This is a genomic window from Nostoc sp. (genome assembly GCF_036917355.1).
GTDB lineage: Bacteria > Cyanobacteriota > Cyanobacteriia > Cyanobacteriales > Nostocaceae > Nostoc.
The window spans coordinates 64,432-88,752 of the sequence record NZ_JBALDP010000072.1; the positions used below are offsets into that span (position 1 = coordinate 64,432).

19 protein-coding genes are annotated in these 24,321 nt (G+C 42.0%); 14 read left to right on the forward strand and 5 right to left on the reverse strand.

Annotated elements, in window-relative coordinates; all coding sequences use genetic code 11:
• Positions 1 to 160: 160 nt before the first annotated feature.
• Complete coding sequence (locus V7K53_RS23880; protein WP_335004721.1) at positions 161 to 829, forward strand: heterocyst differentiation related protein; 669 nt, start codon at positions 161 to 163, stop codon at positions 827 to 829.
• Between the two features lie 377 nt (positions 830 to 1,206).
• Here V7K53_RS23880 and V7K53_RS23885 read toward each other — a convergent pair whose 3' ends face one another.
• Positions 1,207 to 3,132 carry a serine/threonine protein kinase gene (locus V7K53_RS23885; protein WP_335200034.1) on the reverse strand — a complete coding sequence of 642 codons (1,926 nt, stop codon included), beginning with the start codon at positions 3,130 to 3,132 and terminating at the stop codon, positions 1,207 to 1,209.
• A gap of 163 nt (positions 3,133 to 3,295) precedes the next feature.
• Between V7K53_RS23885 and V7K53_RS23890 the strand changes: the two genes are divergently transcribed.
• The 8 genes from V7K53_RS23890 to minE all read left to right on the forward strand — a co-directional run bounded on the left by V7K53_RS23890 (position 3,296) and on the right by minE (position 10,277).
• Positions 3,296 to 3,784, forward strand: a complete 489-nt coding sequence (locus V7K53_RS23890) for a hypothetical protein (RefSeq protein WP_335200035.1) — start codon at positions 3,296 to 3,298, stop codon at positions 3,782 to 3,784.
• Positions 3,785 to 4,189: 405 nt separating this feature from the next.
• The gene (locus V7K53_RS23895) at positions 4,190 to 4,960 is read left to right on the forward strand and encodes a sensor histidine kinase (RefSeq protein ID WP_335200036.1); all 771 of its coding nucleotides are present in this window, start codon (positions 4,190 to 4,192) and stop codon (positions 4,958 to 4,960) included.
• A 45-nt stretch (positions 4,961 to 5,005) separates the two neighbouring features.
• Positions 5,006 to 5,503 carry a DUF29 domain-containing protein gene (locus tag V7K53_RS23900; protein WP_335200037.1) on the forward strand — a complete coding sequence of 166 codons (498 nt, stop codon included), beginning with the start codon at positions 5,006 to 5,008 and terminating at the stop codon, positions 5,501 to 5,503.
• 40 nt (positions 5,504 to 5,543) lie between these two features.
• Complete coding sequence (locus V7K53_RS23905; protein ID WP_335200038.1) at positions 5,544 to 6,206, forward strand: hypothetical protein; 663 nt, start codon at positions 5,544 to 5,546, stop codon at positions 6,204 to 6,206.
• 159 nt (positions 6,207 to 6,365) lie between these two features.
• The gene (locus tag V7K53_RS23910; protein WP_335200039.1) at positions 6,366 to 7,688 is read left to right on the forward strand and encodes a four-carbon acid sugar kinase family protein; all 1,323 of its coding nucleotides are present in this window, start codon (positions 6,366 to 6,368) and stop codon (positions 7,686 to 7,688) included.
• Between the two features lie 233 nt (positions 7,689 to 7,921).
• The gene (gene minC / locus V7K53_RS23915; protein WP_335200040.1) at positions 7,922 to 8,965 is read left to right on the forward strand and encodes a septum site-determining protein MinC; all 1,044 of its coding nucleotides are present in this window, start codon (positions 7,922 to 7,924) and stop codon (positions 8,963 to 8,965) included.
• Positions 8,966 to 9,137: 172 nt separating this feature from the next.
• The gene (gene minD / locus V7K53_RS23920) at positions 9,138 to 9,944 is read left to right on the forward strand and encodes a septum site-determining protein MinD (RefSeq protein ID WP_104908781.1); all 807 of its coding nucleotides are present in this window, start codon (positions 9,138 to 9,140) and stop codon (positions 9,942 to 9,944) included.
• Positions 9,945 to 9,980: 36 nt separating this feature from the next.
• Positions 9,981 to 10,277 (forward strand): cell division topological specificity factor MinE, encoded by a 297-nt coding sequence (gene minE / locus V7K53_RS23925; RefSeq protein WP_094350996.1) that lies wholly within the window; start codon positions 9,981 to 9,983, stop codon positions 10,275 to 10,277.
• A gap of 274 nt (positions 10,278 to 10,551) precedes the next feature.
• Here minE and V7K53_RS23930 read toward each other — a convergent pair whose 3' ends face one another.
• Positions 10,552 to 11,886 carry a hypothetical protein gene (locus tag V7K53_RS23930; protein WP_335200041.1) on the reverse strand — a complete coding sequence of 445 codons (1,335 nt, stop codon included), beginning with the start codon at positions 11,884 to 11,886 and terminating at the stop codon, positions 10,552 to 10,554.
• A 1,100-nt stretch (positions 11,887 to 12,986) separates the two neighbouring features.
• Here V7K53_RS23930 and fmt point away from each other — a divergent pair.
• Positions 12,987 to 13,991, forward strand: coding sequence for a methionyl-tRNA formyltransferase (fmt, locus tag V7K53_RS23935; RefSeq protein WP_335200042.1), 1,005 nt, complete (start codon positions 12,987 to 12,989; stop codon positions 13,989 to 13,991).
• Positions 13,992 to 14,043: 52 nt separating this feature from the next.
• Here the strand turns inward: fmt and V7K53_RS23940 are convergent, their stop codons facing one another.
• Positions 14,044 to 14,409: a DUF6464 family protein gene (locus V7K53_RS23940; protein WP_335200043.1), complete on the reverse strand. Its 366-nt coding sequence runs from the start codon at positions 14,407 to 14,409 to the stop codon at positions 14,044 to 14,046.
• A 107-nt stretch (positions 14,410 to 14,516) separates the two neighbouring features.
• Positions 14,517 to 16,025 carry a hydroxysqualene dehydroxylase gene (locus tag V7K53_RS23945; RefSeq protein WP_335200051.1) on the reverse strand — a complete coding sequence of 503 codons (1,509 nt, stop codon included), beginning with the start codon at positions 16,023 to 16,025 and terminating at the stop codon, positions 14,517 to 14,519.
• A 251-nt stretch (positions 16,026 to 16,276) separates the two neighbouring features.
• On the opposite strand from V7K53_RS23945, the gene V7K53_RS23950 reads away from it, so the two are divergent.
• Positions 16,277 to 17,179 (forward strand): class I SAM-dependent methyltransferase, encoded by a 903-nt coding sequence (locus V7K53_RS23950; RefSeq protein WP_335200044.1) that lies wholly within the window; start codon positions 16,277 to 16,279, stop codon positions 17,177 to 17,179.
• Between the two features lie 143 nt (positions 17,180 to 17,322).
• Here the strand turns inward: V7K53_RS23950 and V7K53_RS23955 are convergent, their stop codons facing one another.
• A complete protein-coding gene (locus V7K53_RS23955) occupies positions 17,323 to 19,371 on the reverse strand; it encodes a potassium channel family protein (RefSeq protein WP_335200045.1) in 2,049 nt (682 codons plus the stop codon).
• A gap of 294 nt (positions 19,372 to 19,665) precedes the next feature.
• Between V7K53_RS23955 and modB the strand changes: the two genes are divergently transcribed.
• From modB to V7K53_RS23970, 3 genes are all read left to right on the forward strand, one after another.
• Positions 19,666 to 21,486 carry a molybdate ABC transporter permease subunit gene (gene modB, locus V7K53_RS23960; protein ID WP_335200046.1) on the forward strand — a complete coding sequence of 607 codons (1,821 nt, stop codon included), beginning with the start codon at positions 19,666 to 19,668 and terminating at the stop codon, positions 21,484 to 21,486.
• A gap of 339 nt (positions 21,487 to 21,825) precedes the next feature.
• Positions 21,826 to 22,203: a hypothetical protein gene (locus V7K53_RS23965; protein WP_335200047.1), complete on the forward strand. Its 378-nt coding sequence runs from the start codon at positions 21,826 to 21,828 to the stop codon at positions 22,201 to 22,203.
• A 17-nt stretch (positions 22,204 to 22,220) separates the two neighbouring features.
• Positions 22,221 to 24,164 carry an NACHT domain-containing protein gene (locus V7K53_RS23970; RefSeq protein WP_335200048.1) on the forward strand — a complete coding sequence of 648 codons (1,944 nt, stop codon included), beginning with the start codon at positions 22,221 to 22,223 and terminating at the stop codon, positions 24,162 to 24,164.
• Positions 24,165 to 24,321 lie beyond the last annotated feature (157 nt).

Sequence of the window (24,321 nt, forward strand, 5' to 3'; positions counted from 1 at the left end):
TCTTGAATATTAACATCAGATATGATCTTGTAAAAAAACTAGCTGATAGAGTCGCTTATAGTTTGAGTATTATGTGAAATTAAGTAGGCATAATTTATGAGTGTGAGAGTGAGTCAGTCACAAATGATTATAGTTACGTCGCAATCGAGGAGCAAAGGCGATGAGTGAGAGTATGGCGTTTATCGGCGGAGTGGCCGTAGCTGGGCTGGCGGCTCTCGTATTGCTCAAAGGCACAAATACCCCTCTACAATCTAACTTCGCTGTTGCTCCACAAATCCCAGGTGTAGTAGCGCCCCAAGGAATGCAGCCACAAATGTATCCTTACGGGCCTTATGGGCAACCAATGTATCCCAATCAGGTTCAGCCACCGACTGGTACTAATAATGACCAGCGCCTAGAGATGGAGAAACTGAACACGCAGATGCAACTGGAACGTTTAAAAAACGACAATGAACAGCTAAAGTTGCAAAATCAACAACTCCAAGGCCAAGTTCAAAATTTCAATACTCAGCAGCAGTGGCAATTAGCCCAGCAGAATAACCAACCAAAAACAGCAGCAACATTCCAGCCGCAAAATAATTGGTGGTCTTCACCCGTGCTTTGGGCCGTTGGAGGCGCAACTCTCACTATTGGTGGTGGTGTTGTTGTCGCTGGGGTATTGGCTTTGTTCTCACCACGGCAGCGTCCAGCCCGTACTGTACAAGTTATTCACCCTTACCAAGGAAATACGCCGCCCTTGGTTCCAGTCCGTCGTGCTGAGTTTCTGCCTGCTTCGCGGATGGAAGCAAGACGAGTTGAAGCCCAAGAATACGACGAAATGCACGGATAGGGAAAATAAAACCACAGATAAAAATCGTTTCCAGATTATATCTGGAAACGATTTTTATTGGGCTGCTGCTGCGAATTGGGGCGGTGGCAGCCCGAATTTAGTTGTTCCCAGTTGGGAGCATCTCAATGAGTGTAAAAACACGTCTGCCCTGGCGAATGGAACAGAGCCTCCGGCACGCTGACGCGAACGCGGCTATACAAACAAAACCCACACTTCCACAAGCTCAGTGACCACCTCTGTGGGTTTCAAATTCTTCTAGTCTGCGTAGGCTGACTTAGTTTGTGTAGCCGCGATTTTTAATCGCCTGGTATATTTGCTGAGATGCTCCCTCCCGGTTTCTGGCTGGGAACGATATAAACTGTATTTACTGATAACTGTTAAAACTCAGTTTTAGGAGTTTCTGTGCTATTGGGAGTCTCTGTGGTTGCAGGTTGCTTAGTATCGGGAAGTTTCTGTTGGGTATTTTTCTGATTACCTTGATTTTCTAGCTGAGTTAGTGCCTGTTTTGCCAGATTTTCGGCTGCTTGTTTAAATAATGGTTCTATTCTATTTCGCCAGTATTTAGTATTAGGCAATTTTTCTGGATGGTTTCTATAATCTAAAACTTTATCCCATTTCCCATCATCTATTGCTTTGTTGATCTCATTAGATAACGCCTCCGCCTTCGCCCAATCTTCCTGCCACTGGGCAATGATTTTGCCCGTCTCTTGGATACCAGAAGCAGCATTTGCCGGAACCGATCTTAAAAGTGCGATCGCTCCAATTATATCTCCTGAATCATACTTCTTTTTTGCTTGTTCTACAATATTGGCACTGTTATCATTAGACTGCGATCGTTCTGATTTACCAGCGTCGGAAGTTGATCCCTTCGGCTTTTCTGGTGGAGTTACTACATCCTTAGATTTTGGTTTTGGCTGAGAAATTATTCGAGTCGCAATCAAGCTACTATCATCTACAATCCTAGTTGCAATGCCCTTTTCACGTAGGCAAGAACCCCATTCCTGATTATTAGTTATCACATCTGAGTGTGCCCAAGCCAAACGACCAGATTTAAGCTTAACTTCTATCCAACCTCGTTTTGTCCGCTTGCCAGTCACCTCGAAATTGGTGTTATTAGCAACAGTTTGCAAAACATTATTAGAATTTATCGAACTAGGTTCAGAACGGATATTAGAATTTCCGACAACAACAGCCGAGCATTTGTTTGCTAAGGCAGTATCCTTACCTGTAAGATTTAAAGCTAAATTTTTCACATTGGGATATACATTTGCTACCAAGGCAGCCGCACCACCCGCCAGTAATATACCAATTAATATCGGCCAGGGGTCGGATTTACTAGAGTCTTTACGCGCAGGTTTTGCGGGGATAGGATTTGCTGGTGCAACTGCAATAGTTTGCAGCCGAGATACTTGAGGCTGGGATTTGGCTGCTTGGTAGCTGGAATTGTTGACGACTTCTTGAGGTATGGAAAGTGCAGGTACTGGATTAATCGCGTCTTTACATGCTTGCAGTGCTTCCGTAGCGTTTTGGTAGCGGTCTTTGAAGTGATAACGCACCATCTTGGACAACACTGCCGCCAGTCGATGGTTCACGGTTACTGAATGCCGCCAAATAACTTCCCCCGTTTCTGGGTCTTCTTGCAATTCTGTTGGCTGTAATCCTGTTAATGCTTGAATGGCGATGATGCCAAGGGAATAGATATCGCTGTTGGGACGGGGTTTACCTTGCCCTTGTTCTGTGGGCATATAGCCAGGAGTACCGATAACCACTGTGGCAGAGGCTTGTCCACCCACTGTTATCAGTTGTGTACGCAGTTGCTTCACTGCTCCAAAATCAACTAAAACTAACTTATTATCTGAGGCGCGACGGATGATATTATCCGGTTTGATATCGCGGTGAATCACGCCTTGGCGATGGACAAATTCAAGAATTTCCAGAACTTCCTGCAATAGTTGAACTACCTGGCTTTCACTCCAGCGCTTACCAGATATAAGTTCCTCAGCTAGCGTATGTCCTTCAATATATTCTTGTACTAGATAAAATTCTTGATTTTCGTCAAAATACGCTAGCAACCTGGGTATTTGGTCATGGTTGCCCAATTTTTCTAAAGTTTCGGCTTCGCTGCTGAACAGGCGTTTAGCAGTATCAAAAACTCTGGGGTCAGTTCCGGGTTTGAGGTGCTTGACAACGCAGATGGGATTGCCTGGTCGCCTAGTATCTTGGGCAATGTAAGTTTGACCAAATCCTCCCATCGCGAGGACTCGAATTACTTGGTAACGATGGTCTAGTAGCTTGCCTATCATATTCCCTCCCCAGAGTTATTACCTAATTTTCCAGCTGGTAATAAATATCTCCAAATTTTCTTCAATGAAATCCGCTATCTTGAGAAAAGATTTAGATTAAAAACGCAGCTTTTTAATAAACGCAGACTGTTTATTTTTCTTTTAGTGCCCCTGTTTATTACCAATGCCACCTAAAATAACAAATCCAGTTGCATGGCAGCAGGCTGAAATCCTCATGCAACCTGCTTTCATTCGCGTTATCGATAATATCCGCAAGCAGCTTGATGAATCTTCCTGGACAGGAACTTACCACGATGTCCTGATTTGGCCGCCTAGCACCACTGATGAAATCAAAGCATTGGTGACTGAACTATTGCAAGCAATGGAAACTGCAACACCCCAAGAAGCAGATGAAATTAGAGGAACTCTAACTCGTCTGCCGATGCCCCATCCAGGATATCATCTACGTTTGCAGCGTCAACAGCAAGAAGCGAGTATCGATTTGTGGGAACTGTGTTATGAAGTGTGTTTTTTTGAATACACACCACAGAAGGAAGTTGCTGATATTGATACTAGTTTAATCGATGAATTCGGTGAAGTGGATTGGCTGCGTTTGGATGCTAAGTCAAAGGAGTTAGTTGAGCAGGCGTTTGCTAAATTGCCAGAAGGGTAACAAAACTAGGTGCGTAGATGTAGCCCGTCGTAGACATCGCTCTCTCATGATCTCAAGAGGGCGATCGCCTAGTTTTTCAAACCCTATCTGTAAGAATTGAAGTAATATTTACATCCAATTATTAAAAGTGCGTTTGTTTGTCCTGGTGTTGTGGCGATTCCTGAGCAGATATTGGGGTTTAAAAAGGTTTTTTTTGGTGAGACATTCCGATCGTCACGTTATGCGAATTTTGGAAAAGTAGTTTTTGCAAGAGTGCTTCAGTATTTGGGTTTAGTATTAAATTGGTGCATTATTTAAATTATTATCGACTTCTATGATCTTTGTTCCAATCCATTTGACGGTTATTTTGAACTATGTTTAATTCTCTTTAAATGTAAGTGGATATTATCAATTATTCTACCTCTGTTGGTGTGGACAGCAACAGGGATATCTGTTTTTATCTATTTCATTTGGGTACGACAAAAAGAGGTTATTATTCTCCAAAATTATCACATTAGCCAACTCAAGGCGGCTGAACAAGAAGTGATTCTTTCCCGCACACGTAAAATTCTCCATCGCACTGCTTCTGATATCCATGATGGGGCTTTGCAAGATTTGAAGCTGGTGATGGACAAAATTGAATTGGAATCTCATTTAGATGTGGATTCAATTTTAGACAGGTTGGCAACTTTAGGGCAGGAAATTAGGGATAAATTGCATAACATTCGTGGTGTAGCGGAGAAAATGGAGGTGACTCCAGCATTACGACAAGGATTAGATGTCGGAATTAGGGCGACACTGCAAGATTTAGTCAATTCTGGAAAGTTAACGCTAACGGTGATTACAGAACTTCAGCCTCTCCAAAAACCAGAATTAAACAGTGTTTGGATTGAACAGCGAGAGGAAACTTATCGCTTTTTCCGCGAAGCACTGAATGATGCGATCCAACACGCCCAACCACGCCACGGTACTGCTACCCAAGTTTGTATTAGTTTAGAGGAACAGGGAGTCAGATGTATTTTAGCGATCGCCAATGATGCCTCAATTATCAAACCTACCGCTTGTGAACGTCCAAAAGGTGGCTATGGCAGTAAGATGATGGATGCGATCGCCTCTGAACTTCCAGATGGTGCATGGGAAATGTCAGCTTTACCTGATGGACAAGTGCAAGTCACACTGAGTTGGCATTTACCCTAAGTCGATCTAGCTAAATTAAAAAAATAGTAGGAGTTCGGCTAGTCTATGGTAAAACCAATAATCCAATCAGCAACTCAAACCTTATACGACGAAGATTATTATCTGTGGCTGAGGACAACTATAAACCAACTTCGTGCTGGGCAGTTTTCTGCTGTTGATTTAGATAATTTGTTAGAAGAATTAGAAACTATGGGTAGAAGGGAGAAGCGAACAATTGAAAGTTTCTTAATTAAGCTTCTTGAACATCTACTAAAACTCAAGTGTTGGGATAAGGAACGCGAACGTAATCAAGGACATTGGAAAGGAGAAATTAGGACTTTTCGTAGAGAGATTAAAAAAGCTCTTAAAGATAGTCCTAGCTTAAAACCTTACATTTTAGAAATATTTGATGAATGTTATCAAGATGCAAGAGCAGAAGCAAGCGATCGCTCTCAACTTGCCATTGACATATTTCCTACTATACCCATTGGCTCTTTAGAACAAATCTTAGATGAAAACTGGTTTCCTGAATATAACCACAATCATCACGGTAAACCCGATTAAAATGAATACGCAACTTGGGTTTCCATAGGAGTATGCAGACGTGCAGCCGGACTTAATAGGCTTGGAAATTAGTAAGGGGGAACTGAGACGTTTGACTGGGTTCGATCCAGAAGACGTTTTTCGTCCCTCGGTTTTGCGAGATAGCAAAAAGCGATTAGGGTTTTTTATCAGTGAAATGCTGGTGACGTTGGCGCTAACGCCAATAATTGTGGGCTTTGTTTACGCGTTTATTATTCTGCCAACTATTGGTTCTTCAATTCGACTAGGAATTCTTTTACTAATTTTAGTGCCAATGCCGATATTAGTGGGGCGATGGCTGTGGCGACAATTAACCTGTCCTGAAGGACTGACAATACTTTTAGATGAAGTTGATAAATATCATGACCTAGTTGCTGCCATCGATATTAATGACCAATTGGCAGCATCAGGAAATGTAGAAAGCAGTATCCATGACCGAGATAAAGTCACCGCCGCCCTACAACTAATTAGAGAAGATTTAGTCCGCGCTCTGAAAACGGAACGAATTTTGCGAGATAATAAAAAATTGCTTGCTAATAACCAAGAGTTATTTGTGAATAATTTATCGAGTCTGCGAGCTTTACAAGTTAGTAGTCAAGCAGGCGAATATGCTCAACTGCTAAATCAATCATTGCAAATTGCGATCGATGTGCAAGCAGAAATCAGAAAATTGCAGAAAGGCTAAGAGAATGTTTGTAAAAGCGGTTCCACGAGCATTTACCTGCCTCCACAGGTTAGAAAACCCTTGATTTTGGATTAGTTCACGGAGGTGGACTTTACTCATGTAGTAGTGACTTCTAGTCACCCAATACTTTCCTAGAAAACAATCGCCCCGTTGACTTAAATGAGCAACAAACCCAAAATAATTGTCCTGGATGATGACCCTACAGGTTCTCAAACAGTCCACAGCTGCTTGCTGCTAATGCACTGGGATGTGGAGACTTTACGCCGTGGGTTGCAGGATGATTCGCCGATTTTCTTTGTGCTGACTAACACTAGAGCGCTAACGCCAGAGTCAGCTGCATCTGTCATCAAACAAGTTTGCCAGAACCTGAAAATCGCTTTGAAGGCTGAAGAAATTGACGATTTTCTGATTGTCAGCCGTTCTGATTCTACTTTGCGGGGACATTATCCCATTGAAACAGATGCGATCGCACAAGAACTTGGCCCCTTTGATGCTCATTTTCTCGTACCAGCATTTTTTGAAGGCGGACGCATCACCCGTGACAGCGTGCATTACTTGATGATTGACGGTATAACCACCCCAGTCCATGAAACCGAATTTGCCCGTGATTCCGTCTTCAGCTACCATCACAGTTACTTACCCAAGTACGTCGAAGAAAAGACTCAAGGACGAATTAGTGCCGAAGCTGTAGAAAGGTTTGTCCTAGCTGATATTCGCACTGGTAGTTTGGAACGATTGTTACAACTTCATGGTAATCAGTGCGCTGTCGTCGATGGTGAAACTCAAGCCGATCTCAACCGCTTTGCAGTGGATATATTAGCAGCCGCCAGTCAAGGGAAACGCTTTCTATTTCGCAGTGCAGCAAGTATTTTAACGGCTTTAGCTGCTTTACCTCCCCAACCCATTGCCGCCGAAAACATGGGGCAGTATGTGCGCCAAGGCAAACCAGGTGCGGTGATTGTTGGTTCCCATGTAAAAAAGACTACCCAGCAATTAGAGGCGCTGTTGCAACTAGAAGGAACTGTAGGCATCGAAGTAAATGTAGAGCGATTACTTGATGATGCAAATCAATCTGCGACATTACTAACTGAAATCCAAGAAAGTACACGGGCGGCACACAAGGATGGCAAAACACCAGTAGTTTATACTAGCCGTCAGGAACTAAATTTTCAAGATGTCAAGACACGATTGGAGTTTGGAGAAAAAGTTTCAGGTTTATTGATGGATATTGTGCGCGGTTTACCATCTGATATAGGATTCTTAATCAGCAAGGGTGGCATTACTTCAAACGATGTCTTGAGTACTGGACTAGCTTTAACTTCAGCCCGTTTACTCGGTCAAATTTTAGCTGGTTGTTCAATGGTGTTAACGTCATCCGATCATCCCCAGTTTCCTGATTTGCCTGTGGTGCTGTTTCCAGGTAATGTCGGCGATGCTGATGCCTTGGGGACAGTTTATCAGAGGTTGACGGTGCCAATTTGAGATTTTAGACTTTCTCCTGCGGAACGCTACGCGTAGCTTGCTTCCCCAGAGGGGTACGGCTACGCTCAGTCGAAAGATTTGAGATTAAAGAGTCTTTTGGTTAATGTCGGACTAATATCCCGCTAGGCCAACATCCCTTGTAAGTGACACAAATCCAAAATCCAAGTTGCGCTGTCAGCGCACCAAAGGTGCGACCCAAAATTGAAAATCTGTTGTCTTTTGGCTAGTACTATATGACTTCTGATTCTGCGATTCCCAATCTAAAGTCAAATTCTGCACTTCCTAATGCAGAATCAAACTCTATCCTTTCTGAGGTAGAGGCAAATCGTACTGTTTCTGATGTAGAGTCAGATTCTATCCTCCCGGATGCTGAGTTAAAATCTGTTCTCCTTTATTTAAAATCAAATACTGTTCTTGGAGATGTAGAGTCAAATCCTGCTGATCCAGATGTAGAGTCAACTAATACTGATGCCGGATCGGATTTTATCCTAACTGATTTAAATCCTGATGAGTTAGCATTACCAGGGCATCGCGTAAATGATAATACTCAAGTCCAGTTAAAAAGTAAGGAGGGACGACTGTTATTAATTTTGCCCTCAGAATCTCAAGTATCTGCCTCAGAGCTTACTTGGTCTGATATTTGGCAACAAATCAGGCAACGTCTGAGTGCAGGCGATCGCTTCCGGGTATCTAATACACCTGTGCATTTAATGGCACAAGACCGTTTGGTAGATACCAGACAACTCCAAGAACTCGCCGAGGCTTTGAGTGAAGTCCAACTCCGGCTGATATCTGTCTCGACGAGTCGGCGGCAAACTGCGATCGCTGCTGTAACTTCTGGGTATTCAGTAGAACAATTACAGCCCGTAACTTCCCTGAGTACCGAGCCAACAGCTACAGCGATCCCCCAAGAAGATGCCCTCTATTTAGAAATGACAGTCCGCTCTGGAGTAGAAATTCGTCATCCTGGGACAGTAATTCTCTTGGGAGATTTAAACCCAGGTGGTATTGTAATTGCAGATGGAGATATTATTATCTGGGGTCGTTTGCGTGGAATTGCTCATGCTGGGGCTGGAGGCAATAGTGAGTGTCTGATTATGGCCTTGCAAATGGAACCAACCCAACTGCGGATCGCAGATGCTGTAGCGAGAGCACCAGAAAAACCGCCAATACAGTTTTCTCCAGAGGTGGCACATATTACGCCCCAAGGAATTCGTATCGCTAGAGCTACTGATTTTTCCAGAAACCAATTTACCAAGAGTAATCAAGAGCCATAAATATTTACTTAAAGAATGAAGTATATAGGTAAGGATGAAATAAGACAAATATTCATGCCTCGCCCTCATCAGGGAGAACAGATATTTCTTCATACTTGATACGATACTTCATACTTTATACTGCAATTTACTGTTTTATATTTCCTGAACCCTCATTGACCGCATTTCTATCATGACTCGCATTATTGTGATTACCTCCGGTAAAGGAGGAGTGGGTAAAACCACAGTTTCAGCAAATTTGGGTATGGCTTTAGCCAAAATGGGGCGTCAAGTTGCTTTGGTTGATGCGGATTTTGGTTTGAGAAATTTGGATTTGCTCTTAGGGCTGGAAAACCGCATCGTTTATACTGCGGTAGAAGTCTTAGCCAGAGAGTGCCGGTTAGAACAAGCCTTGGTGAAAGATAAGCGCCAACCCAATCTCGTACTCCTGCCGGCAGCCCAAAATCGCTCTAAAGATGCAGTCACACCCGAACAGATGAAGTTATTGGTGAATGCACTAGCGCAAAAATATCAGTATGTGATTATCGATAGCCCTGCCGGTATTGAAAATGGGTTTAAAAATGCGATCGGCCCGGCCAAAGAAGCGCTAGTTGTCAGCACACCAGAAATTTCCTCAGTTCGCGATGCCGATCGGGTAGTAGGGTTACTAGAAGCACAAGGTATCAAGCGTGTTCATTTAATAATTAACCGCATCAGACCCTCAATGGTGCAGGCAAATGATATGATGTCAGTGCAAGATGTTCAGGAACTTCTCGCCATTCCCCTGATCGGGGTAATCCCTGACGACGAGCGTGTTATTGTATCTACCAATCGCGGCGAACCCTTAGTGTTAGCGGAAAATCCATCTTTAGCTGCTACAGCCTTTGAGAACATTGCTCGTAGATTAGAAGGGGAAAGTGTCGAATTTCTGGAGATCGACTCGTCCCAAGACAGCATCTTCGCCCGTATACGAAGGTTGTTCAGGACAAAGATTGTTTAACTTACCTTTCCAGTCTCCGCCCCAGACCTATTCGTAATGATTGAACTCCTAGAAAAACTTTTTTTTCGCGGCCCTGATAGCAGTCGAACTCAAGTTAAACGTCGCCTGCAATTGGTGATTGCTCACGATCGCGCTGACTTAGATCCTCAAACGTTGGAAAAAATGCGGAAGGAAATCCTAGATGTAGTCTGTCGCTATGTAGAAATTGAGACAGAGGGCTTGGAGTTCTCCTTAGAAAGCAACCAACGTACCACAGCTTTAATTGCCAACTTGCCCATCCGGCGAGTGAAGGGTGCTATACCTGAGTGGGAAAGAGGTGATAAGCCTCTCTAGCTTGAATTTTAAGTATTTTTATTTATGATGTAGTTAAATTGTTCGTTCGTAGTCAGAACTTTAATCCTGGCTTTGAGGACTAAAGTCGCCACTACAAACTGCTTTTTATAGATGGTTTGGCAGGATATTATATTGCTGATTGAAAATATAAATTTGTCTCACCAAAACAGTAAAAATTGAAGATATCCAACCTCTGTCACTCTCCGAAAACAGGGATAAAAAAATCCCGTTGTCAGCAGTGACGACAACGGGAGTATGTAGGGTTTTTTATAATCTATCGGTAGGCAACTTGTGGCCCTGCCCAAATTTCTGTCACCTTTTTACCAAAAGTAATCGCCCGATCGTTGTCTGTTGTAGTGATAGTCTTGCCATCATTAGCAACTTGCATTAATGGCCAGTTTTCCTCGCCCAATTCCCCTGCACGGAATAACACATGCTCTGGTTGGCTTTTACTCCAACCTAACAATACGGCAATTTTTTCATGTTCTTCCTCACTAACAGGAGTGACTGTGTTAGCGTGATTTTTTTGCCGATCCCAAATCACTGCACTATCTGTAGAATCACCTGTGTTAAAGATACCTTCAAACTTGCGTGCTAGGAAGCGATCGCCTTTTTCTGACCAGCTAACTGGAACTAATACCCCAATCTTTCCACTCGGATCGGTTTCTTCTGACGATTCCCCCTTTACAGCCTTTACCTTTAATAAAGGATCGCTAACTGGAGTAGTTGAAGCCATCACCCACAATTTCTTAGTGTGCATATCTTGGACAAACATCACGCTGGTGACACGGCTGTTGTACATTTGGGGTTTTACCTCCAGTTGCACTCGGCTATAAACAGCATATTTACCATCTGGAGAAATCACAGGTACGCTGCGATAGTGACGCACTCCAGAACCACCATTAGCAGCAACAGCTTCTTGAGTTGCTGTAATCCATTTCCAAGGAATCGGATGAGGACTACCAATGGGATCTATTTGTTCTGCTTGGGACTCATTAGCTGTTTCCACAACAGGTATTTCGGTCGTTGTGGTTGATTGAGATTCTCTAATAGCTGGTGCTACTTGAGTTGCTGTCAATGATTCAGTAAAAGACTTTTCTCTAGAGAGATAATTTTCTTGTCCTCTCAAAGATTTGACATTAGCAGCTTTAAGTTTGCGTATTAAATTAAGTTGACTAACAGGAACATCTGTTGATGGTGCGAGTTCAACTGCTGCCAAAGAATCGGGAACAGTTACATCACTTACATCTAAATCGCTGCTTGAGAGATAATTATCTACTTCAGTTGAAGACTCAATTTTATTTGCTGGTAATACTTGCGGTTCCTGAACAGCAGTACTTTGTGTTGGTACAGAGTCAAATTCTTCTGTTATCGATTCGATTTGATCTGTTTTTAATGTTTCAGCTATCTCAGGTTCCCCAACTACAGCTATTTCCTTTGATACAGAGTCAGATTCTCCAGCCATCGAAGTTAGTTTATGTACTTCGGATCTTACTGGGATCGTGTGAGCCGATGCTCCTAATAAAGGTGCAATTAGGATCGCAACGACAACGTAATTGAGAAATGGTTGTGTGCGGAACCATCCTGACAGCAAAAGGGGTTTAAGCATTTGTAGACTCTCTAGAGGGGGCAATTGCTATGTGAGAAGCAATACATCAACAGCAATGGGGCAGGCGGTAGTTATATGTATAACAGGAAACTAAAAGTAATGACGAAATAATATCTTCAAAGTTTGCAGAGTTTTACAAAAATTAAGTATCATTGTCTACACCTTTTCTGACTTAGGTACGGAATATTTTTTGGCAAAAATATGCGAGTATAGTAAATATGCTGAGAACTCAGTAATTACTACACATATATAATGTCCCTATACCCAAACACACCAAAAATAAGTCTTGGTTAAGGAATATTTAGGATATAGTTTGTGGAATGACGCTGGCGAACAAGAGTTAGATAACTCAGCTATCGGGGATCGTACTGGCGATCGCTAGTACACAGCAAATAAGCTAGGTTACACACTAAATATAACAGCGCAAACCCTCATGATGGTAAACGTGAGGCGTTAATTAAAAACCTGGGAAAACGGACGCATAATACATCATACTCAGAAGATATTGCTATCAGCAACCCAAAGTTATAAATTGCTATCTAAACTACAGAAGTAGTTATAAGACGCAATAGTTTTTCGGGAATTTAACTACATTTAAAGTTAATTTCGGGAAGACAATCGGGAACACAACAAAACTAACTCGGTAGATGCTCTAGCGAATCGCAACGAATAACCACTAAGTGATTAGGTTCACTAGAGGCAGATGCGGCTAATACTAGCTGTTACACTTGTCAACTTAACTATTAAGTTAATCAAGCAGCCTTTGGTTTCATGAATACGAAAGTATTGTACCACCAAACAGCCAATATTATTTACAGCTAACAACTGTATTTTGTAACTGCGTCCGGAATACAGGAACCTGCTAGATGCTGGCTTAATGAATTCTGTTTCAACATGCAACTTAAATAGACCTGTTGCAAAAATATATTTTTGCACTCTTAGGGAAAAGGGTAAAGGGTAAAGGGTAAAGGGTAAAGGGAAAGGATTTTGAGTTTCTTTACCTTTTACCCCGACAAATGCCAAGAAGTCTAATGTTGTCAGTTATGAAGGGCGCACTTACGATGAACTAATGACTCACAACTAAAAACTACTAATTATTAATGAAAATTGTATTTTTTGGTACACCTCAGTTTGCTGTACCCACCTTGGAAAAATTATTGAATCATTCAGAATTTGAGGTGCTGGCGGTTGTCACCCAACCAGATAAACGCCGGGAACGCGGAAATAAACTTACGCCTTCACCCATAAAAGCGATCGCAACTGCTCACAACTTACCAGTATGGCAACCCGAACGGGTGAAAAAAGACACTGAAACTTTAAGCAAACTCAAACAATTAGATGCAGATGTGTTTGTTGTTGTCGCTTATGGACAGATTTTATCGGCAAAAATCTTAAATATGCCAAAATTAGCTTGCATTAATGTGCATGGCTCGATTTTACCTAAATATCGCGGTGCAGCACCGATTCAATGGTGTTTGTATAACGGTGAGAAGGAAACGGGGATCACTACCATGTTGATGGATGTGGGGATGGATACTGGCGCAATGCTCCAAATAGCCACTACACCGATTGGATTACTGGATAATGCCCAAGATTTAGCCGACAGACTAGCAGAAATCGGTGGGGATTTGTTGGTGGAAACTCTGTTGAAGTTGGAACGTAAAGAAATTCAACCAATTCCCCAAGATAATTTGGAAGCTACTTATGCACCTCTGATTCAAAAACAAGATTATGCTTTGGGTTGGTCAAAAAGCGCGATTCAATTACACAATCAAATCAGAGGCTTTTACCCTAACTGCACGGCTACCTTTCGTGACAACCTGCTGAAAATCACCGCTTCTGCTCCCCTTGGTTCTGTAAGCGATCGCGATCTCCCACCAGAATTGCAAGAATTAATTCATAAATTGCCTGATTTGTCAAACGTATCAGATCGACCGGGAGTTGTAGTGAGCATTGTCAAAGGACTTGGCGCGATCGTCCAAACCGGGGAAGGTTTATTGCTGTTGCGAGAAGTTCAGCTAGCCGGTAAACGTCCCCAGTCGGGATGGGATTTTGTGAATGGTACCCGCTTAACTGTGGGAGAAGTTTTTGGTGCGGGTAGTTGAGGGAGATGAGGGGGATGAGGGAGAATAACTTTTAACTTCAAACTCCTAACTCCTAACTCCTAACTCCTGACTTTTCATAAAAGCGGCAAGATTCACAAGGGCCATCTGGGTTTACTGCACAGCGAATGAGTTCTGAATGAGCATTGTAGCAGCAGGTGGCATCACCGATTACCCAACGTCCTGCAACCAAACTTTTTTCAGATGGTCGTTTAGCAGACTGTACATAAATGGCAATATTATGCAAGCGGTAGCGCCCAGCTTGAAGTTTGTATCTATGGCGGCGCTCTAAAACCGCGTAGGTTTTACCGTCAAAATCAAGATAGTTTCCGGGTTGGGGTGTCCAATCAAGTTGCACTCTACCGAGGGACTCACGCGGGTGCGTCAGAATCACCTCAGTTGGTAAAGAGTCTGGCTCCATAAGTTTATGTGATTTGATTTACATTATAAAAATAGTATCGCGATCGCTTTCTTTAGCTTACCGAATTTAGATTACAATTATTGATTAACTCTTCGCGTCCCTACGGATTAAGGCAACCAAAAGTCAGGTAGGATAGATTTGCTCAAGGCATGCAAAGTTTGGTTGAGCGATCGCGCTACTTGGATATGCACTTCATCCTCTTCTACAGCTAAAATCTCAGATGGCTGACCTTCTCCCAAATAAGACACCACCAAATTCGCTGCCTCCAAACCAGTAACATAAGCTTTTTCCTGCGACCAGGAACCATGACGGTTCACAATCCAATCCCCACTCATAAACACATTCTCAAAACTTGTCTTCGCGGGCAACATATAACGATAGCTACCAGGTGCAAAGTGAGTTACCGCCTGATGTAGCCGAATTACACTGCTATCAATTATCTTTGCCTGCCGAAACGCTGGTATACAAGTTGCTAAATAACCTTGAACTATTGCTAAAATCTCCTCATCGCTCAAATTGAGAAACTGATTGGCGTGATAAAAATCAGCTTCAATCACTGTTCCCGGTTCATCCCGATATTCATCATGTAGAGCATTCAAATCAAAAAACGTCCAACCTGTACTTGCGTCGAATCCAAAACAAGCATTAGAAGGACGAGGAATATCAATTTTGCGGTCAAACCATAGTCGCGTGGCTAAAACATCAATTGCTCCTAAATTGCTCAAATTACGGAATTCTTCACGACTTTGTAAACTAGGACTAGTTGAGACAATTTTCTTCATTCCCGTGATTCCAACCGCAAAAATCACGGCATCTGCATCAAAAACCTCATCACCGCAGACCACCCCCTTGACTTGATTACTATCAACAATTAAGTCTGTAACCCGACGCTTCGGCAACACTCGCGCACCAGCTTTTTCAATATGTTCCACCCAAGGACGAAATATCTTTTCTCCGACAGTTCCCCGACACCAAACTACATCAAAATCTGGTTGATGAGCCAGAATAAAAAAGTAAAGCATCCCTAAAGTTGCGGCGGCTGAACATTGTTCGCCAGGGGCAAATAAGCCCACCAATAACATTGGTTCAAAAGCCTCGCGGTAAAGTCGCGCAGAAACGTTAAAGTCTTTGAACAATTCACGGGCAGTTACAAAATCATAGCGTCGCCAAGCTGCATCAGAATTGTCAAAATCAACGACAGCATAGAGTAAAGGCAGGGCGCTGAGACGGTCAATTAGTGGCAGCCGCTTAAACTGAGTGTAGAGAAAAGTTCCCAGTGGCGAAGGTACTCGCGGTAAATCTTGAAAAATTGGTGATTCAACTTCTAAACCTGCTGGCGAATATTGCGAAGAACGAGTCCAAGTAGTAAAAGGATTAATTTCTAATTGATTGATTAGGGAAAAAATATTTTTGTAAGGATACCAGAAGCCATGAATGCCAGCTTCAACAGATTTGCCGGCAGATGTTTGCCAACCTGCCACCAATCCACCAGGATAGGGGCCTGCTTCGAGAAGCGTTACATCATAACCTTGTTTTGCCAAATGGTAAGTTGCTCCTAAACCAGCCCAACCAGCACCTACAACTACCACCCGTTTTTGTTGTAACCCTCCTACCATCGCAGCCTCCAATTGTTGCAGTCCATCAACTAATGTATACGAACTTGTGTTTTGATCGAGCAAGGGTTGTTATTATAGCGGTTTTCACTTGGATGCAATAGGCGCCTTGCTAGCACATTCCATCGAATTTAAAATAGTTATAAACTTTAAAAAAGGCTTAGGGAAAGCCGTTCAGTAAAAATCACTTGCGGTTAATGCTGAGTTAAGAGTATAACAGAAAACAGACTTCACTATTGATGAGGATAATCATAATGTCTCAATTAGCAAATGTAAAATCCAGTCTAAATGACTTTGAATTACGAGATGGAATTTATTTTCCTAGCGACTATGAACAATTAACTAATACTCAACATAAAAAAACATGGGACGCAATTGGTAAAACATACTATGGTTCCCAAAAAATTGAAAAAATTGCAGCGACATCGCCCATTAAACAAGATTACACTCTACTAACTGGTACGCCTGGAGGTACTTGGAACAAATTTCCGTTGAATAAATCTGTTGGTTCTATTCTAGAAATTGGTTCTGGTTATGGCCGCGCACCTTTACATCTATCTAAAGCGAAAAATCTGAAATGCGAGAAATATTACGGTATTGATATTTCTGAACCTTTATTGCGGCGGCTAATCAAAGTTAAACAAGAATACAATTTTTTCCCAGAAGCTGAATTTAACTTGATTTGCACTTCTGCTGAAACATTGCCTTTAGAAGATAATTCTATAGATTTGGTAATTTCTAATTGCGTTTTTATGCATATTCCAGATGCCCAATTAAGAAATTTGTTGGCTGATATCTCTCGTGTGCTAAAACCTGGTGGAATTTTTGTTTTTAATCATTCCTTTCACAATAAGTATTGTCCTTCTCATATTATCCATAATTTCATCAGGAAGCTGAACCCATTTGTGAGAAATCCTGTATATCTCAAGCAATATTCATCTGCTGAAATAGAAGAAATGTTAGCTACTGCTGGGATGAAAACGAAGTGTCCAGAATACATTGTTGAACCAACAGCAGAATATGCAATTTTGCCAGAAACTATCAAAGGGATTCCCGTGCCGTTTGCTAATGCTATCAACAGAAGTCTCAAGCCATCAGATAATTTAAAAGAAACTTTGGCTTACGGTTTTAGTGCCTACAGTACTCAACTGGACTGATTAAGAAACTATCTGTTTGTCACATTGAATTGAATACTAATAATTTACAAAAGCACAACATTGTTGTGCTTTTACTTTTACAATAAAGACCTATGAACTCCAATCATTATCAGGAAATAATATGACTTATAGTTATAAAAGATTCAAGGTTGCCCAATGTAGATAACATTTGCCAAAACTTGTACTTTTGTTAGCTCGCGCACAAGACGTTGAGCTTGATGTTTATAAAGTGATATCGGCAACACTCTAGGCAAATTATTCATCCATTGCCTAGCGGTAGTGGAACTACATCCCGTAATCAAAACTATCTCTTCAGCACCATACATAATGGCATTTGTAGTTAGAGCTTTTTCAATCTGCACCTGCCAAAGGCGAGGCAGCATTTCACCCCATTCAATTCGCTGTAAACTAGTACTTGTGGCTAAAACAATCAAGCGATCGCCAGCATCAAGCTTAACATCATACCAGGGCATTAAAAAGTAATTGTCTTGCTGATATTTTTGGTAGAGAATCGGTACAACGCTGTAGCCAGATGCTATTTCAGATAAAAGCAATCCATTCAAAGTATCGCCATCTTCAATCTTGTATTCCGTCACCATGACTATTTGCTCATTCAAGTGAAACAAGCTCAGAACATTTTCTCCAAAAGCAGCGCAAGCAAAGACTTCTGCCGACAAAGCCGCACCACATATAACTTGAGCATAAGGGAATAAAGGGGCGACATTATCACTAAATTGGCGGTCTTGAGAGCGGATAATCAAGGTAGTGGTGGGGTTCATTGCATGAGCCATCAAACCAATTTCCAGATTTTCCATATTATCGTCTCCAACTAAAATGATGCTTTTGGCATGGGAGAGATTCGCCTTAGTAAGTGCTTCGCTAGCATTACCAATGATAAGGGGCATATCAGGTAAAGTTTCTTGGTCGAGAGTGGTAGGATGAATTCCTACTAACGGCTGGTTGAGTTCTTGCAAAAGAGCAGCTACTTTCTGTCCCAAGCGATTTAAGCCGATAATTATCAGATGGTTGCGTTGTGGTATGGGAGGACGGGAATTGAAAAAATGGAATCTTGAAGTGACAAGAGCATCAGTCAACAGTGCATATAATACTCCCACAAAAGCTTGACCTGTCAACGTCATTCCCAGGCTAAAAAACCGCAACCACCAAGGGATATTGTCTGAGGGTTTTGATTGCGATGCAAACTCAACACCGCCAAATAAATCTCCGTATCCTCCCAAGAGCAAAACTGCTGTCGCATAGAAAGCTTCTTGGATGCTGATGTCAGGATAATATAAGCGGTAAAGAACTATTCCAACAAGCCACAGGATGAGTACAGTAATCGCATAGATTGTCGCAATTCGCCGGATTTGATTTTGGCTTTGGTAGTAAGATTGCCAAAATTGCACTATTTTATCCTTGAGATTTTTCGCTGTGATGCTTTGGATAAACTGTTGCCACTGCCACTTTTGGTTATGAGATTGCCGACGTTGTTCAGAGAAAGCTAAATCGTATGCCACATCAATGTAAACTAGCGTGTCTCCTACCTGCACTTCTGCCTCTGGGTTCCAGCCAAACAATTCTTTGGTTGGGTTAAATGAAACAGGTCTATGACTCAAGATGCGGCGAGTTGTAAGATTGAGTCTATGTACTGGCTTGCCATTACACCAGCTATCCTTCGCTTGTACCTGGTGCTTTATCACTTGCAACAGTTGCCCTTCTAAGGTGAAATATCCAATAGCTTCAGAACCAAGGGCTGTAAGAGCGAAGGCATGAGCGGAAAGATGAGTAGGTTCAAAGGCAACAAAATTGCCGAGATTTTCCCACAAGAGTTTGTTGAAATTTTGTTTGTCAGAACGTACAATCAAGCGAACGTGCGGATTAAGACGCCGTGCTGCAAAGGCAGCTTCTATATTTATCCGCTCATTTCTGGTTACTAAAAGTATTGAACGACACTGACATATACCTGCGCGCTCTAAAACACTTGGCTGGCGGCAGTCTCCTACGATTAACTTTTCTAGTAAGTTAGGTACTTCTGGGACTTCCCAATGTTCGGGCTGTACATCCTCTATGGCGCTGACTTTAACATCGTATTCCTTGAGGATTGCAACGCAATGTTGTCCTAAACTTTTGAGTCCGCATACTAAGAAAAGGTCTTGGGGTTTTTTTTGATTGCTGGTAGGAGGGGAATGCACTTTCTGTTGACGGTAGCATTAGATACTGCGAACAGGATGTGTTTAGTAGGGTTTTTACACTTCGGTAATTTCCAACAATTTTACCAGTTGGTTTCAAGATGAGTATCAAATGATAACAAACCGTAGCGAATTCTGATATTTGATACCTAACTGAACGCGAATTTTGTTTACAGTTTGGATAGTTTTTGGGATTTCCCTGATTGATTGTGATGTAATTTACCAACTTTTTCCAACATATTAAAGCCAAAGTTGGTAAATTAGGGATTAGTTGAGCTAATTCTTCCCTACGCAACTATGCCATTGGATTTATCGCCTCTTTGGATATCACTCAAAACTTCATTACTTGCCACATTTATCACCTTCTTTTTGGGTATCGCTGCTGCCTACTGGATGCTGGGATATCGTGGCAAAGGTAAATCGTTAATTGAGGGTATCTTTATTGCACCCCTGATTTTACCGCCCACAGTTGTCGGGTTCTTGTTGCTGCTATTTTTTGGCAAAAATGGCCCAGTAGGGAAATTCATGGGGGCTTTTGACTTCAGCATCGTCTTTACTTGGTATGGTGCTGCGATCGCAGCCACAGTAGTTTCTTTCCCTTTAATGTATAAAACTGCACTGGGAGCCTTTGAACAAATAGATGGTAATCTGCTGCGAGTCGCTAGAACTCTTGGTGCAACTGAAACTACAATCTTTTGGCGCATCAGTTTACCCCTAGCAGTACCCGGCATTGTCGCCGCCACAATGTTAGCTTTTGCCCGTGCTTTGGGGGAATTCGGCGCAACTTTGATGCTAGCTGGTAACATTCCCGGACAAACGCAGACAATCCCAATGGCGATTTATTTTGCAGTGGAAGCGGGAGCAATGAACGAGGCTTGGTTTTGGGCGATCGCAATTATGGTGATTTCTCTCTCTGGAATTATTGCAGTCAACTTCTGGCAAGAATTAAGGGGAAAGAGGAGGGGAGCGGGGAGCGGGGAGCAGGGAGCGAGGAGAGCAGGGGAGGCAGGGGGAGAAAATCTTTATACTCCGCAATCTAGCTTTGAATCTGGTGGATTGTTTGTCAACATTGAAAAAATACTTCCTAGCTTTGATTTAAAAGTTGCTTTTACTGCTGATGAGCAACCCTTGGGATTGTTAGGGGGTTCTGGAGCAGGTAAAAGCATGATTTTGCGCTGCCTTGCAGGGATAGAAACGCCGACAACCGGGCGCATAGTTTTAAATGACAGAGTTTTGTTTGACTCAGAGCAAGGAATTAATTTACCCAGTCGCGATCGCCGCATCGGTTTTTTAGTGCAGAATTACGCTCTGTTTCCGCACATGAGTGTGGCGCAAAATATCGCTTTCGGTTTGCCCAAAAAACTATCTGCTGGGAGTATTCGGGTGCAGGTAGAGGAGCAACTAATAGCGATGCAGTTGCAGGGATTAGGCGATCGTTATCCGCACCAACTCTCAGGGGGACAACAACAACGGGTAGCCTTAGCAAGAGCATTGGCAAGTCAACCGGAAGCATTACTTTTGGATGAGCCATTTTCCGCACTTGATACCCATCTACGTAGTCAATTAGAGCAGCAAATGACTGAAACTCTAGCTGACTACCAAGGTGTGACTCTATTTGTCACCCATAATATGGAAGAAGCTTATCGGATTTGCCCAAATCTGTTGGTATTGGAGCATGGTAAAGCCGTTCATTATGGTAGCAAACATGAGATTTTCCAGCATCCTGCTACCATTAGTGTCGCCCAACTTACCGGATGTAAAAACTTCTCCCGTGCTGTTCTCCAGTCATCACAACAAGTAGAGGCGATTGATTGGGGTTGTACTGTGCAAGTAATTGAACCAATCAAGAGCGAATTATCTCACGTCGGTATTCGTGCCCATCAGTTTATTTTTACCAACGACTCATCACAGGAAAATACCTTTCCCTGCTGGGTAGTACGAACCAGTGAAACGCCCCATCGAATGACGTTGTTTCTTAAATTACACTCGGCTGGCAAGAATTCTCAAGATTACCATCTGCAAGCTGAAGTCTTCAAAGAAAAATGGGTGACAATGAAAGACCAACCTTTTCCTTGGTATGTGCGTTTAGATCCTTTGCGTTTAATTTTGATGGAATAAATGCACAGATGCATTTCACAATGTCAATTCTACAAAGATAAGCAATATGGTTGGTATACTGTCATGCTTCCAGAGTTTGATTCGCTCAACCCAAACTACTACTCTCATTTAAGAGAGCGATCGCTCTCCAGAACGAGATTGTGCCTAGAGAGGCTAATTTGCTCACTTACGAACAGGCGTTGCTGAAAATTAGCCGCAACGAGTTATTTTTACGTAAAAATTCTGTATAATACCTCTGTATTGATGATATATGAAAAAAATTTTGATTTTTTAATTCAAATCCTTCCAATTAAGTTCACTTGCTTGCTTTTAGAATTACACAATAGAGGAGATGAGGTTATGGATCCTGTGTCCCTTATCCTTTCAGCATTGATAGCTGGTGCAACAAAAGCTGCTGGAGGTGTAGCTCAAGATGCTTATGACGGGTTAAAAGCTTTGATCAAGCGTAAATTTGAGAGCCAAAACAAATCAGATTCATCTACTCTTTTGGATAAGTACGAACAAAAGCCCGAAAAGACAAAACCTCTTTTAGAAGATGAACTAGTTGAGGCTGGAGTTGACAAAGATGACGAAATTATTAAACTAGCTCAAAAGCTAATGGAACAATTAAACCCTCAAGAAGCAGCCGAAGGCAAGTTTAATATCCAGATTTCTGGAGGTACAGTCCAGGGGTTGGTACAGCAAAATTCTGGAACAGTAAATCAAAACTTCAGTTGATCGGGGGAATATGATAAATGTCTGCTCAAAATATGCTCAATATTTCTGGGGGTAATGTTCAGGGGTTTATCCAAGAAAATCATGGAACCGTTAATCAATATTTCATTTCGCAAGTATCTGAGTTGATTAGCAAACAAGCATCAGCTAAAAAACTTCCCTTAACCCAGGTTGAATATCGTCAAAGAAAAGTTTTACTCAGTAAAGTTAAAGAATATTGGATCGAAGGAGTCTTGGAAAAGTCATTGCATACCAAAGCAATGATTGAACTTGGCCTAGAAAAGCGATTGGATGCTGTGGATCGTCCGTTTGGTGAGTTAGATGAACTGCCAGAATCCAGGCAAATTTTACCCACGGGAACAGGCGCAACAGAAGTATTCAATCAAATAGGAGAGGGGCGAACCCTGTTGATTTTGGGAGAACCAGGGGCAGGTAAAACAATAACTCTGCTAAAGCTAGCACAGAATTTGGTTACTCGTGCTGAAGAAAATGCGGACTGTCTGATTCCAGTTATATTTAATTTATCTTCATGGGGGAGTAAAGGATCGACCATTGAAACCTGGCTAATAGAGGAGCTTTGGAGCAAATACCAAGTTCCCAGAAAAGTTGGCAAGGATTGGGTGAAAAATCAACAACTCCTACTGCTGCTAGATGGTTTAGACGAGGTAAAAGCAAATCAACGGGAAGCTTGTGTCAAAGCTATCAACCAATTTACCCAAAAGTATGGGCAAACTGAGATGGTAGTCTGTAGTCGTATTGCAGATTATGAAGTTCTTTCTAATCGTCTGCAATTGCGAGGTGCGATCTACATCCGTTCTTTGACTTCTGAGCAAGTTAACCAATATTTGGAGAATGCTAGCGAACAATTAGAGGGAGTCAAAACTTTGTTAGAGAAAGATACTGCACTCCAAGAACTTTTGAAATCCCCGCTAACGCTCAGTATTGTTACCCTAGCTTATCACGGTAAGAAGGTCGAAGAACTACCGCAAACTGGTTCGTTAGAAGTGCATCGTCAACACTTGTTTAATGCTTATATTGAGCGAATGTTTAAGCGAAAGCAAGTGAATCAACAATACCCCAAAAACCAGACAATACAATGGCTAGCTTGGCTGGCACAACGAATGTCTCAAACATCTCAATCGATGTTTTTAATTGAGCAAATACAGCCAACTTGGTTACAGAGCAAGATTGAAAATGTATTTTATCGATTTGGAACAATCTTGACTGGAACTTTGGTTATCGGATTAATCTTGTCTTTAGGTATGGCCTTAGATTTAGATAACCGCAGTATTAATCATTTTAACGTATTAGCGATAAATACATTAACGTGGGGCCTGGTTTTATTTGCGAATTTCGGATGGGGTAAAGCAGAAATAAAAACTTTTGAAACATTGACATGGCCCTGGAAAAAAACGCCAAAAGACCTGCTTGAAGGCTTAATCATAGGATTAAGTTGGAGTCTTATTTTATCGCCAATTGGTGTAATATGGTGTGTTCTAACTTGTCGAGAAGCAGTTACTTTGAGAAATATAATTTTAGGGCTAATTTTAGGATTAATCTTAGGGCTGATTATCGGAATAATCCATGCGGTAAGAGGCTCAGAAATAGAAACAAAAACTATTCCCAATCAAGGCGTAAGGAGATCGGCTCGTAACGCAGGAATTATAGTAGTAGTTTGCTGGCTGGTTTTAAGTTTGATTATTCTTAATCTATTTCCTGTAGGATTAAAATCGAAAACCTCTATAATAACTTGGGGGCTGATTTTAGGGCTGTTCTTTGGAGGTGGAATCGCTGTCATCCAGCACTATAGCTTACGATTCCTCCTTTGGGCTAAGGGTTTTATACCTCTAAATTTAGTTAGCCTGCTTGACTACGCCAGTGAGCGTATTTTTCTGCAAAAGGTTGGTGGCGGTTATATCTTCGTTCACCGAATGCTACTAGAACATTTTGCTAAGATGAAGTGAGTTTGGTTAGAATGAGTGCGATCGCCTGATGTAGATAGGCAAAGCTTTCAATTAGAGTATATGGCGTTGCATAAATGCGGGATGAATTAACTAAATACAGGTATTTCTCTATACTTCAAGTAATGGAGTAACAAGCGAATTGAGTATTTAAGCATAT

What these genes read in the sequence shown, in the direction of transcription:
- V7K53_RS23880 (WP_335004721.1), top strand. Translation starts at nt 161, where the DNA reads ATGAGTGAGAGTATGGCGTTTATCGGCGGAGTGGCCGTAGCTGGGCTG.
- V7K53_RS23885 (WP_335200034.1), bottom strand. Translation starts at nt 3,132, where the DNA reads ATGATAGGCAAGCTACTAGACCATCGTTACCAAGTAATTCGAGTCCTC.
- V7K53_RS23890 (WP_335200035.1), top strand. Translation starts at nt 3,296, where the DNA reads ATGCCACCTAAAATAACAAATCCAGTTGCATGGCAGCAGGCTGAAATC.
- V7K53_RS23900 (WP_335200037.1), top strand. Translation starts at nt 5,006, where the DNA reads ATGGTAAAACCAATAATCCAATCAGCAACTCAAACCTTATACGACGAA.
- V7K53_RS23910 (WP_335200039.1), top strand. Translation starts at nt 6,366, where the DNA reads ATGAGCAACAAACCCAAAATAATTGTCCTGGATGATGACCCTACAGGT.
- minC (WP_335200040.1), top strand. Translation starts at nt 7,922, where the DNA reads ATGACTTCTGATTCTGCGATTCCCAATCTAAAGTCAAATTCTGCACTT.
- minD (WP_104908781.1), top strand. Translation starts at nt 9,138, where the DNA reads ATGACTCGCATTATTGTGATTACCTCCGGTAAAGGAGGAGTGGGTAAA.
- minE (WP_094350996.1), top strand. Translation starts at nt 9,981, where the DNA reads ATGATTGAACTCCTAGAAAAACTTTTTTTTCGCGGCCCTGATAGCAGT.
- V7K53_RS23930 (WP_335200041.1), bottom strand. Translation starts at nt 11,886, where the DNA reads ATGCTTAAACCCCTTTTGCTGTCAGGATGGTTCCGCACACAACCATTT.
- fmt (WP_335200042.1), top strand. Translation starts at nt 12,987, where the DNA reads ATGAAAATTGTATTTTTTGGTACACCTCAGTTTGCTGTACCCACCTTG.
- V7K53_RS23940 (WP_335200043.1), bottom strand. Translation starts at nt 14,409, where the DNA reads ATGGAGCCAGACTCTTTACCAACTGAGGTGATTCTGACGCACCCGCGT.
- V7K53_RS23945 (WP_335200051.1), bottom strand. Translation starts at nt 16,025, where the DNA reads ATGGTAGGAGGGTTACAACAAAAACGGGTGGTAGTTGTAGGTGCTGGT.
- V7K53_RS23950 (WP_335200044.1), top strand. Translation starts at nt 16,277, where the DNA reads ATGTCTCAATTAGCAAATGTAAAATCCAGTCTAAATGACTTTGAATTA.
- modB (WP_335200046.1), top strand. Translation starts at nt 19,666, where the DNA reads ATGCCATTGGATTTATCGCCTCTTTGGATATCACTCAAAACTTCATTA.
- V7K53_RS23965 (WP_335200047.1), top strand. Translation starts at nt 21,826, where the DNA reads ATGGATCCTGTGTCCCTTATCCTTTCAGCATTGATAGCTGGTGCAACA.
- V7K53_RS23970 (WP_335200048.1), top strand. Translation starts at nt 22,221, where the DNA reads ATGTCTGCTCAAAATATGCTCAATATTTCTGGGGGTAATGTTCAGGGG.